Source organism: Cellulosimicrobium sp. 22598, from assembly GCF_052044445.1.
Classification (GTDB): Bacteria; Actinomycetota; Actinomycetes; order Actinomycetales; family Cellulomonadaceae; genus Cellulosimicrobium; species Cellulosimicrobium cellulans_G.
Genome location: NZ_JBQEMZ010000017.1, coordinates 1 through 10,020, shown reverse-complemented (window position 1 = coordinate 10,020; position 10,020 = coordinate 1). Strand labels below are relative to the sequence as shown.

At 74.1% G+C, this 10,020-nt stretch carries 10 protein-coding genes; 1 reads left to right on the top strand and 9 read right to left on the bottom strand.

What is annotated here, in order from left to right; genetic code table 11:
- Positions 1-50: 50 nt before the first annotated feature.
- The 6 genes from ACTJIY_RS16660 to ACTJIY_RS16635 form a co-directional block, all read right to left on the bottom strand.
- Complete coding sequence (locus tag ACTJIY_RS16660) at positions 51-983, bottom strand: aldehyde dehydrogenase family protein (protein ID WP_440674800.1); 933 nt, start codon at positions 981-983, stop codon at positions 51-53.
- Positions 983-2,455, bottom strand: coding sequence for an aldehyde dehydrogenase family protein (locus tag ACTJIY_RS16655; RefSeq protein WP_440674801.1), 1,473 nt, complete (start codon positions 2,453-2,455; stop codon positions 983-985). The genes ACTJIY_RS16660 and ACTJIY_RS16655 overlap by 1 nt, the downstream gene beginning before the upstream one ends.
- Before the next feature lie 18 nt (positions 2,456-2,473).
- Positions 2,474-3,535, bottom strand: a complete 1,062-nt coding sequence (gene deoC, locus ACTJIY_RS16650; protein WP_253051100.1) for a deoxyribose-phosphate aldolase — start codon at positions 3,533-3,535, stop codon at positions 2,474-2,476.
- A gap of 69 nt (positions 3,536-3,604) precedes the next feature.
- A complete protein-coding gene (locus tag ACTJIY_RS16645; RefSeq protein ID WP_440674803.1) occupies positions 3,605-4,282 on the bottom strand; it encodes a hypothetical protein in 678 nt (225 codons plus the stop codon).
- A gap of 140 nt (positions 4,283-4,422) precedes the next feature.
- Positions 4,423-6,267, bottom strand: coding sequence for a phospho-sugar mutase (locus tag ACTJIY_RS16640; protein ID WP_440674804.1), 1,845 nt, complete (start codon positions 6,265-6,267; stop codon positions 4,423-4,425).
- Position 6,268: 1 nt separating this feature from the next.
- Positions 6,269-7,120, bottom strand: coding sequence for a purine-nucleoside phosphorylase (locus ACTJIY_RS16635; protein WP_253051103.1), 852 nt, complete (start codon positions 7,118-7,120; stop codon positions 6,269-6,271).
- Between the two features lie 119 nt (positions 7,121-7,239).
- On the opposite strand from ACTJIY_RS16635, the gene ACTJIY_RS16630 reads away from it, so the two are divergent.
- On the top strand, positions 7,240-8,691 hold the full coding sequence (locus tag ACTJIY_RS16630; protein ID WP_374614496.1) for an NAD(P)H-quinone dehydrogenase: 1,452 nt from the start codon (positions 7,240-7,242) through the stop codon (positions 8,689-8,691).
- A gap of 34 nt (positions 8,692-8,725) precedes the next feature.
- On the opposite strand, the gene ACTJIY_RS16625 is transcribed toward ACTJIY_RS16630, so the two are convergent.
- From ACTJIY_RS16625 to ACTJIY_RS16615, 3 genes are all read right to left on the bottom strand, one after another.
- On the bottom strand, positions 8,726-9,319 hold the full coding sequence (locus ACTJIY_RS16625) for a shikimate kinase (protein WP_439159241.1): 594 nt from the start codon (positions 9,317-9,319) through the stop codon (positions 8,726-8,728).
- 2 nt (positions 9,320-9,321) lie between these two features.
- The gene (locus ACTJIY_RS16620) at positions 9,322-9,795 is read right to left on the bottom strand and encodes a hypothetical protein (RefSeq protein ID WP_253051106.1); all 474 of its coding nucleotides are present in this window, start codon (positions 9,793-9,795) and stop codon (positions 9,322-9,324) included.
- 9 nt (positions 9,796-9,804) lie between these two features.
- Positions 9,805-10,020, bottom strand: a 216-nt coding sequence (locus ACTJIY_RS16615) for a hypothetical protein (RefSeq protein ID WP_440697246.1), incomplete at its 5' end; no start/stop codon positions are given.

The window sequence follows — 10,020 nt, the reverse complement described above, 5'->3', positions numbered from 1 at the left end:
CCCCCCCCCCCCCCCCCCCCCCCCCCCCCACCGTCGTGCTCGGCCGGGGGTCAGACGCCCTTCGGGTGCCAGACCGTCTTGGTCTCGGTGAACGCGAGGATGCGCTGGGGGCGCGGCGCCTCGGTCCAGTCGGGCTCGGCGTCGTCGCCGCGGCGGCCGACGGCGGGGCGCAGGACGCGCTTGACCGAGTCCGCGGCGGCGGCCTCGAGCTCGCCCCACGCGACGCCCTCGGCACCCACGGCGCCCGCGAGGTCGATCGCGTTGACGTCGAGGTGCGACGCGAGCGGGGGAGCGAGCTCCTGGGTGAAGCCCGTGAGGACGTTCACGACGCCGCCCGGGACGTCCGACGTCGCGAGGACCTCGGACAGCGTGACCGCCGGGATCGGGCGCTGCTCGCTCGCGACGACGATCACGGCGTTGCCCGTGACGAGCGGCGGCACGATCGTCGAGACGAGGCCGAGCAGCGACGAGCGCTGCGGCGCGAGGACGACGACGACGCCCGTCGGCTCGGGCGACGACAGGTTGAAGTACGGCCCGGCGACCGGGTTGGCGGAGCCGGCGACCTGCGCGACCTTGTCCGTCCAGCCCGCGTACCAGACCCAGCGGTCGATCGCCTCGGAGACGGCGACCTCGGCCTGGCGCGCGGTGAGGCCCTCGCCCGCGACGACCTCCGCGTCGAACTGCTCGCGGCGCCCCTCCAGCATCTCCGCGACGCGGTAGAGCACCTGACCGCGGTTGTAGGCCGTCGCCCCGGCCCACTTCGCCTGCGCGGCGCGTGCGGCCACGACGGCCTCGCGCGCGTCCTTGCGCGAGCCCTGCGCGACGTTCGCGAGGAACCGGCCCTTGGTGTCCGTCACCTCGTACGTGCGGCCCGACTCGCTGCGTGGGAACTTTCCGCCGACGTAGAGCTTGTACGTCTTGCGCACGCCCAGGCGCTCGGGCGCCGTGCGGGTCGCGGTGGGCGCCTTGCTCGTGCGGGCCATCAGTAGGTGCTCCCCTCGATCAGGTAGGGCGCCAGGCCGTGCCGGCCACCCTCGCGTCCGTAGCCCGACTCCTTGTAGCCGCCGAACGGGCTGGTCGGGTCGAACCGGTTGAACGTGTTGGACCACACGACGCCCGCACGGAGCTGGTCGGCCATCCAGAGGATGCGCGACCCCTTCTCGGTCCAGATCCCCGCGGACAGGCCGTACGGGGTGTTGTTCGCCTTGGCCACGGCCTCGGCGGGGGTGCGGAAGGTCAGGACGCTCAGCACCGGGCCGAAGATCTCCTCGCGCGCGATGCGGTGCGCGGCGGAGACGCCCGTGAACAGGGTCGGCGCGAACCAGTACCCCGACGACGGCAGCTCGCAGTCCGGGCTCCAGCGCGTGGCGCCCTCCGCGGTGCCGGCGTCGGTGAGCTCGGTGATGCGCGCGAGCTGCTGGGGCGAGTTGATCGCACCGACGTCGGTGTTCTTGTCCATCGGGTCGCCGACGCGCAGCGTGCCGAGGCGGGCCTTGAGCCGGTCCACGAGCTCCTCGGCGATCGACTCCTGCACGAGCAGGCGCGACCCGGCGCAGCACACCTGGCCCTGGTTGAAGAAGATGCCGTTGACGATGCCCTCGATCGCCTGGTCGATCGGCGCGTCGTCGAACACGATGTTCGCGGCCTTGCCGCCGAGCTCGAGCGTCGCGTGCTTGCGCGTGCCCGCGATCTCCTGCGCGATGCGCTTGCCGACCGGGGTCGAGCCGGTGAACGCGATCTTGTCGACGTCCGGGTGGTTGACCAGGGCCGAGCCCGTGGCACGCGCGCCGGTCACGATGTTGACGACGCCGGCCGGCAGCTCGGCCTGGCGGAGCAGGTCCGCGAACAGGAGCGCGGTGAGCGGCGTGGTCTCCGCGGGCTTGAGGACCACCGTGTTCCCCGTCGCGAGCGCGGGGGCGATCTTCCACGCGAGCATGAGCAGCGGGAAGTTCCACGGGATCACCTGCGCGGCGACGCCGTGCGGGCGCGGGTCGGGGCCATAACCCGCGTGCTCGAGCTTGTCGGCCCAGCCCGCGTAGTAGAAGAAGTGCGCCGACGCCGTCGGGACGTCGACGTCGCGCGACTCGCGGATCGGCTTGCCGTTGTCGAGCGTCTCGAGCACCGCGAACTCGCGCGAGCGCTCGGCGAGCAGGCGCGCGATGCGGAACAGGTACTTCGCGCGCTCGCGGCCCGGCATGGGGCCCCACACCTTCTCCTGCGCGCGGCGCGCGGCGCGGACGGCGCGGTCGACGTCCTCCTCGGTCGCCTCCGCGACCTCGGCGAGGACCTCCTCCGTGGCGGGGTTGACGGTCTTGAACGAGCCGGAGTCCGACGCCGGCGTGAACTCGCCGTCGATGAAGAGGCCGTACGACGACGCGATGTCGACGACGGTGCGCGACTCGGGGGCCGGCGCGTACTCGAACGGCGAGCCGGCCGTGCTAGCTGTGGTGGTCATGGTGTCCTTCAGTCCGGCTCAGTCGACGGTCACGTAGTCGGGGCCCCAGTAGGTGCCGGTGGCGAGCTTGTTGCGCTGCATGAGCACGTCGTTGAGCAGCGACGACGCCCCGAACCGGAACCAGTCGGGGTCGAGCCAGTCGCCGCCCGCGGTCTCGTTGACCGCGACGAGGTACTTGATGGCGTCCTTCGACGTGCGGATGCCGCCCGCGGGCTTGACCCCGATCGGGACGCCGGTGAGGGCACGGAAGTCGCGCACGGCCTCGAGCATGACGATCGTCACCGGCAGCGTCGCGGCGGGGGAGACCTTGCCGGTGCTCGTCTTGATGAAGTCGGCGCCCGCGAGCATCGCGAGCCACGACGCGCGGCGCACGTTGTCGTACGTGGCGAGCTCGCCCGTCTCGAGGATGACCTTGAGGTGCGCGTGGTGGCCGTTCGCCCGGCACTCCTCGCGCACGGCGACGATGTCCTCGTAGACCTGGGCGTAGCGTCCCGAGAGGAAGGCGCCGCGGTCGATGACCATGTCGATCTCGTCCGCGCCGGCCTCGACGGCGTCGCGCGTGTCCGCGAGGCGCACCGCGCGGCTCGCGCGGCCCGACGGGAACGCGGTCGAGACGGCGGCGACCTTGACGCCGGTCCCGGCGAGGGCCTCCACGGCGACGGGGACGAGGTCGTTGTACACGCACACGGCGGCCGCCGACGGGCACGTCGGGTCGGCGGGCTCGGGGCGCACGGCCTTCGCGGCGAGCGCCCGTACCTTGCCGGGCGTGTCCGCGCCCTCGAGCGTCGTGAGGTCGACCATGCGGATGATCGTGTCGAGCGCCCAGGCCTTGGACGTCGTCTTGATCGACCGGGTGCCCAGGGCGGCCGCGCGGCCGTCGGCGCCGACCTTGTCGACGCCCGGCAGCCCGTGCAGGTAGCGGCGCCAGGCGGTGTCGTCGAGGAGGGCGGAACCCGTCACGGAGCGCGCGAGATCGGCGATCTCGGCAGCGGACCGGTCGGCCGAGCCCGGGGTCGCCGGGGCCGCTCCGGTACCCGCCCGGCCGGTCTGCGCGACCGACGTCGGTGTCGTTGTGCTCATCGCCCCAGGTTACCCGCCGGTACGCCTCGGTGAGCCGACCGGGCGGAGGCTCCGGTGCCGGCCCCGGAGTCAGGCGACGGGTTCGGCGCTGTCGAGGAACCACCAGTGCTTGTCGCTGCGCTCGCACTCCGCGACCATCGCGCGCTCGATCACCTTGCCTCGGGACCCGTCAGCGTGAACGAGCCACTGCAGGGGCTTGTTGTAGAAGCGAAGGCCGCCTCGGCAGGTCGGGCACTCCCCGGTGAACCGCGCGAGCCCGAGCCGATGGTTCCATCCCGTCAGAGCGGGAAGGAACGATGGCCCGACGTGCTGAGTCTCGTGTTTCGCGACCCGTCGTAGCGCGAGGGCGACGATCGCACCGGCGGTGCACACGACGAACACTGCTAGTGCCCACGGTTCGGTCGAGGGAGCCAGGCGACCAGCGTTCAGCGACCGGATCAGCGGCGCGAACACCGATGCCCCGCCGGCGAGCGAGACGATCCCGAGCGCGAGGCTGGCCCAGCCCAGAACCGACTGGGTGAGCGGGCTCGCCCAGTGCCACTTGACGGTGTACCTCGCCGACGGCTCGTCAGGAACTGACGGGGCAACGGTGATGTCGCCGCCCGCCTGATAGATCGAACCGGTGACCCGGGCCTCGTGGACGCTGTTCGCCGTCCCGGCCGGCCCTGTGACGAGCGGGGTACCGCAGCTGTTGCAGAACCGCGCCTGCTCGTCCTGCGCCTGTCCGCACGATCGGCATGTCATCATCTCGTCCCCCTACGACGGCATCGTGAACTCGCAGAGGATTCTGTCGTGCGGCACTGACATCGCCTCGACGGCGAGGCTCTGCCCCGCCATCGAGGCCGGTCGCACGCTGCAGCGGGCGAACGCTCGTGGGCAGGACCTCTCTAGATGCCCAGCGCCTTCTGCATGTCGGCCTTGACGCGGTCGAGGCGGTCGCGCGCGGCGGCGCGAGCCGCCGTGAGGTCGGCATGCGACGCGTCGGGGGCGACGGGCAGCACGACCTCGAGGTAGCACTTCACCTTGGGCTCGGTGCCGCTCGGGCGGACGATGACGCGCGTGCCGTCGGCGGTGAGGATCCGCACGCCGTCGGTGGGCGGCAGGCCGTCGAGGCCGGCGGACAGGTCGGCGACGTCCGAGACGCCCGCACCCGCGAGCGTGCGCGGGGGAGCGGCGCGCAGGTGCGTCATCGTCTCGCCGATGCGGTCGAGGTCGGTGAACCGCGCGGAGAGCTGGTCGCTCACGTGGAGGCCGTGCCGGCGCGCCAGGTCGTCGAGCGCGTCGACGAGCGAGCGGCCCTCCGCCTTGAGGCGGTTGGCGAGCTGCGCGACGAGCAGCGCGGCGCTGATCCCGTCCTTGTCCCGGACGTGCGCGGGGTCGACGCAGTAGCCGAGCGCCTCCTCGTACCCGAAGACGAGCCCGTCGACGCGCGAGATCCACTTGAAGCCCGTGAGCGTCGTCGCGAAGCCGAGGCCGTGCGCGGCGGCGATCTTCCCGAGCAGCCGCGAGGACACGACCGAGCACGCGAGCACCCCGCCGGCGGCGCCGGACGCCGCGACGCGCCGCGCGACGTCGTCGCCGAGCAGCGCGCCGACCTCGTCGCCGTGCAGCGTGCGCCACCCGTTGGAGCGGGCGGTCTCCGCGCCCTGGTACGTCCCGACGCGCGGGTCGAACACCGCGACCGCGCAGCGGTCGGCGTCGGGGTCGTTGGCGAGCACGACGTCGGCCGCGGAGTCCTGCGCGACGGCGAGCGCGAGGTCCATCGCGCCCGGCTCCTCGGGGTTGGGGAACGCGACGGAGGGGAAGTCCGGGTTCGGGTCGAGCTGCTCCTCGACCGGGACCACGGTCGTGAAGCCCGCGTCGCGCAGCACGTGCGCGACCGTCTCGCCGCCCACGCCGTGCAGCGCGGTGGTGACGACCTTGAGCCGGCGAGGGGCGCCGTCCGACAGCGCGAGGACCGCGCGGACGTACGCGCCGACGGCCTCCTGGTCCAGGACGGTCCAGCCCCCGCTCGCGCGCGGGACCGACCGTGCCGGGCCGACGGCCGCGATCGCGGTGGCGATGCGCGCGTCGTAGGGAGGGACGATCTGGGCGCCCTGGCCCGAGTCCGTGACGACCCGTCCGCCGAGGTAGACCTTGTACCCGTTGTCGGCCGGCGGGTTGTGGCTCGCGGTGACCATGACGCCCGCGTCCGCGCCGAGGTGGCGCACGGCGAACGCGAGGACCGGCGTCGGGAGCGCCGAGGGCAGGACGAGGACGTCCAGGCCCGCCGCGGTGAGCACGGCCGCGCTGTCGACGGCGAACGTGCGCGAGCGGTGCCGGGCGTCGAACCCGACGACGACGCGCGGGCGGGCCGCGCCATCAGCGCCCGCGGGGCCGAGCGCGTCGAGCAGGTAGGCCCCGAGCCCCGCCGCCGCGCGGATCACGACGGCGCGGTTCATGCGGTGCGGGCCGGCGGCCATGCGCCCGCGCAGCCCGGCGGTCCCGAACTCCAGCGGGCCGGAGAACCGGTCCTGCAGCTCGGTGAGGGCCGCGACGCGCACGTCGTGCTGGCGCGGATCGGGCGAGTCGGCCAGGTCGAGGAGGTGCCGGAGCTCGTCCTGGTCGCCTGCGTCGACGTCGTCGTCGATCCACGCGGCGACGCGCTCGAGGAACGCGCCGCGGTCGGTCCCCGGGTCGAACGTCGGGTCGTCGGCAGGGTCGGTCCGGTACCCGGCGGTGCGGTCCGTCATGTCACACCAGCTTCGCGATGTCGGCCAGGAGTGCGCTGATCCGGGGCCCCGCGGCCTGGCCGGCCTCGATGACCTCGGCGTGGGAGAGCGGCGTCGGGCTGATCCCGGCGGCGAGGTTCGTCACGAGCGAGACGCCGAGCACCTCCAGGCCGCAGTGGCGGGCGGCGATGGCCTCGAGCGTCGTGGACATGCCGACCAGGTCGGCGCCGAGGATCCCCGCCATCCGCACCTCGGCGGGAGTCTCGTAGTGGGGCCCGGGGAACTGCGCGTACACGCCCTCCGGGAGGGTCGGGTCGACGCGGTGCGCGAGCTCGCGCAGGCGCGGCGAGTAGACGTCGGTGAGGTCCACGAACGTCGGGCCCTCCAGCGGGCTGCGGGCCGTGAGGTTGATGTGGTCGGAGAGCAGCACCGGCGTGCCCGCTCCCCAGTCCTGGTTCAGTCCGCCGCACCCGTTCGTGAGGATGAGCGTCTCCGCGCCCGTCGCGGCGGCCGTGCGCACGCCGTGCACGACGGCGCGCACGCCCTTGCCCTCGTACAGGTGCGTGCGCGAGCCGAGCACGAGCGCGTGCCGGACGGAGCCGTCCGCACGCTCGACCCGGATCGACCGCGTCACCGAGAGGTGGCCCGCGACGGCAGGGGCGGAGAAGCCCGGGATCTCGTGCGTGGGGACCTCCGCGACGACGTCGCCCAGGAGCTCCGCGGCCCCGCCCCACCCCGAGCCCAGCACGAGCGCCATGTCGTGGCCCTCGACCCCCGTGGCCTCGGCGATGTGGTCGGCGGCGGCCCGCGCCACGAGGAACGGGTCGGTGGCGGGGTCGTCGAGCGGGGGTGTGCTCGCAGGCGTCGTCGTCATGGACGCAAGGCTAGTCCGTCCCCGGGCGCCCGACCCGACGAGCGGCGACGCCGCCGCACGGCCCTGACCGGCGCCGTCGTCTCGCATGCTGACACCGCGGGACGCGACGGCCTGACAGAATGTCCGGCGTGACGCACGCGAGCATCGACCATCAGGCCACCCGCATCGTCGTCCTCGGAGGCGGGCCCGGCGGCTACGAGGCCGCTCTCGTCGCCCGCCGGCTCGGCGCCGACGTGACCGTCGTCGAACGCCAGGGCCTGGGCGGCGCGGCCGTGCTCACGGACGTCGTCCCCTCCAAAACCCTCATCGCGACCGCCGACTGGATGACCATCGCGGAGCGCGCCGCCGAGCTCGGGATCCGCCTGCCCGTCGACACCGCCAAGGCCCAGCACCCCGCCATGCGCCGGCACATCGTCGACCTCGAGGCCGTGAACACGCGCGTCATGGCGCTCGCGGCGGCGCAGTCCGCGGACATCCACGCGCGGCTGGAGCGCGAGGGCGTGCGCGTCGTCATCGGCGAGGGTCGCCTCGACGGCCCCGAGCGCGTCGTCGTCGACGCGCCCGACGGCGCCGACGGCCCCCTCGAGCTCGACGCCGACGTGATCCTCCTCGCGGTCGGTGCGACGCCGCGCGTCCTGCCGACGGCGCAGCCCGACGGCGAGCGCATCCTCACCTGGACCCAGCTCTACAACCTGTCCGAGCTGCCGGAGCGGCTCATCGTCGTCGGGTCCGGCGTCACCGGCGCCGAGTTCGCGGGCGCCTACAACGCGCTGGGCTCGGACGTCGTGCTCGTGTCGAGCCGCGACCGCGTGCTCCCGGGCGAGGACGCCGACGCGGCCGAGCTGCTCGAGGGCGTGTTCCGCTCGCGCGGCATGACCGTCATGTCGCGGTCGCGCGCCGAGTCGGCCGAGCGGACCGAGGACGGCGTGCGCGTGACTCTCGCCGACGGTCGCGTCGTCGAGGGCTCGCACGTCCTCATCGCCGTCGGCGCCGTCCCCTCGACGAGCGGCCTCGGCCTCGAGGAGGCCGGGGTACGGCTCACCCCGAGCGGGCACGTCGAGGTCGACAAGGTGTCGCGCACGTCGGTGCGCGGGATCTACGCGGCGGGCGACTGCACCGGCGTGCTTCCCCTCGCGTCCGTCGCGGCGATGCAGGGCCGCGTCGCCATGTCGCACGCGCTCGGCGACGCCGTCGTGCCGATCAAGCTGCGCACCGTCGCGGCGAACATCTTCACCGCGCCCGAGATCGCGACCGTCGGGTACAGCGAGGAGCAGCTCAAGGCGCAGAGCAGCAAGTACGTCACGACGGTCCTGCCGCTCGCGCGCAACCCGCGCGCCAAGATGCTCGGCATGCGCGACGGCTTCGTCAAGCTCTTCGCGCACCCCGAGGCGGGAGTCGTCCTCGGCGGCGTCGTCGTCGCTCCGCGCGCGAGCGAGCTCGTGTTCCCCATCACGCTCGCGGTCTCGCACCGGCTCACGGTCGACGACGTCGCGTCGGCCTTCACGGTCTACCCGTCGCTCAGCGGCTCCATCGCCGAGGTCGCGCGCATGCTGCACCACCGGGAGGACTGAGCACCCGTCCACGCGGGCCGGCGGGCGCGGCGCCTCAGCCGAGCGTGGCGCCCAGCCGGCGGGCGCTCGCGGCGGGATCCTCGGTGCCCGTGACGAACGTGCGGTGCGCGAGGCTCCGCGTCCCCGGGTCGTCGAACCACTCGGCGAGGAAGTCGTGGCCGTCGCGGACCCAGTCCGTGCCCTTCGACGCGACCGACCGCGCCCGGAGCACCGTCAGGGCGTGCCCGCGGTCGGTGTCGGGCAGGACGAGGACGACGTGCGGCACGGGCGCGAGCGCCGCACGGACGCGGTCCCGGCACGCCGGGTCCGTGTACGACGCGTGCCCCGCACCGAGCGCGAGCACGACGCCGGGGTGCTCGGCGACCGCACGCTCGACGGCGTGCGCCCGCGCGGGCTCCCACTCCCGCTCCGCCGCGACCCGGCCGACCACCGCGATGCGCTCGACGAGCCGGTCGACGCTCCACCCGACCTCCGGGTAGTAGCGGTCGGCGACGGCGTCGAGGTCGACGAACGCGACCCCGAGCAGCCCCGCCACGAGCTCGCCGACCGTGGACTTGCCGGTGGCCGCAGGGCCGAGCAGGACGAGGACCGGTGCGACGGCCCGGCCGTCCGACCGCTGCCGCGACACCCTCAGAGCCGACCGTCCAGCCGCAGCGTTCCCTCCGCGAACGCCAGCTCGGTGAGCTGGAACCCCGGGAAGGTGTGCTCGAGCACGCCGCCGAGCAGCGCCTGCACGTCGACCGCCACCCGCGCGTCGGGCAGCACGCGCACCGCCTCGGGCGGCAGCCCGTGCGCACGCAGCGCGCCCTGGAGCGGGGCCTCGACGAAGCCGAGCAGCTTGTGCGCGGGCAGGCCGGCGGCGTTGGCCTCGACCGCGAGCACGGCGGTGCCGGCCACGACCGACTCCACGTGCAGCGTCGCCCGGACCACGGGGACCAGCCGGGCCGCGAGCCGCAGCGCCGACGGTGGGTCGGGCACCTCGCGCAGGTCGACGACGACCCGCACGTCGTCGCCCTCGCTCGACACCGAGCGCACGTACGGCGGCAGCCCGCCCGTCGCGCGCGCGATCTCGACGGCCTCGGTCACGGTCAGCTCGATGCGCACCCGCCGACCCTAACGCGGCCAGGCGAGCGCCGAGTCGCGCGAGGTAGAGCCGTGGTTCGGCGAGGTAGAGCCGTGGTAGCGCGAGGTAGAGCCCTGGTTGGGCGAAGTAGAGCCGTGGTTCTTGTTTTCGACGGCGTGTGGCTGGGTGGGGTGGGCGGGGTGGGTGGTGGTGCCGCGTCTACCATCCGCCGCTCGTTCCTCGCGGCTCCCGCCAGGCCCGACCAC